Source organism: Streptomyces sp. NPDC007164, from assembly GCF_040634135.1.
GTDB classification, from domain to species: domain Bacteria; phylum Actinomycetota; class Actinomycetes; order Streptomycetales; family Streptomycetaceae; genus Streptomyces; species Streptomyces sanglieri.
In genome coordinates this window covers 1-1010 of sequence record NZ_JBEYFB010000155.1, presented here as the reverse complement: position 1 = coordinate 1010, position 1010 = coordinate 1, and the positions used below count along the sequence as shown (strand labels likewise).

Sequence of the window (1010 nt, the reverse complement as noted above, 5' to 3'; positions counted from 1 at the left end):
CTAGGGACTGTTTCTTGGATCATGTTCGGAGCCAGATCGCGAGGGCCGCGAGGGTGACGGTGCCGAGGTAGATGTAGGCGCGTTTCTCGTAGCGGGTGGCGACCGCTCGGAAGCCCTTCAGCCGGTTGATGGCCCGTTCGACGGTGTTGCGCTTCTTGTAGCACTCGCTGTCGAAGCCGGTGGGTCGGCCGCCTCGGGAGCCCCGGTTCTGCCGGTGTTTCTGCTGGTCGAGGCGTTCGGGGATGGTGTGCCGGATGCCGCGTCGTCGCAGGTAGCGACGGTTTCTTCGGGACGTGTAGGCCTTGTCTGCCAGGACGTGATCTGGTCGGGTGCGGGGCCGCCCGACTCCGCTGCGGGGCACGGAGATCTGCTCCAGCACGGCCTCGAGCTGGGGGCCGTCGCCGTAGTGGCCGGGTGTCAGGACGAAGGCGAGAGGGCGGCATCGTCCCTCGGCGGCGAGGTGGATTTTGGTGGTGAAGCCGCCTCGGGAGCGTCCCAGGCATTCGCCGATCTGACCACCTCCTCCAGCCGGACGGCCAGTTTCCGCAGCACCGGATCGACCTGGTTCGTCCCCCGGACGTTCCCCTTTTGAGGACCCTCGGCTGCCAGCGCCTTCCGCGCGCCGGCAGCGTGCTGGTGGGCTCGCACGGCGGTCGAGTCCACGGACACATTCCAGTCGATCCGGCCCGCGGCATCCTCGGCGGCCTGGATGCGAGACAGCAGCATCTTCCAGGTCCCATCAGCTGACCAGCGACGATGCCGTTTGTAGACGGTCTCCCACGGCCCGAACCGCTCCGGCAGGTCCCGCCACTGGACACCCGTCCGCACCCGGTAGAGAACCCCGTTGATCACCCGACGGTGGTCACTCCACCGACCCCCGCGCCCACCACCACGAGGCAGGAACGACTCCAGTCGATCCCACTCCGCATTCGTCAGATCCCCACGCCCCATCCCACCACCCTGACCTCAACACCCCACCCTTGTCAGGAGATCCGAGAAACAGGCCCTAG

At 67.3% G+C, this 1010-nt stretch carries 1 pseudogene; it reads right to left on the bottom strand.

Features of this window, described 5'->3' with window-relative positions:
- Positions 1-19: 19 nt before the first annotated feature.
- Positions 20-951, bottom strand: a pseudogene (locus ABZ622_RS42125) (IS5 family transposase).
- Positions 952-1010: the final 59 nt, after the last annotated feature.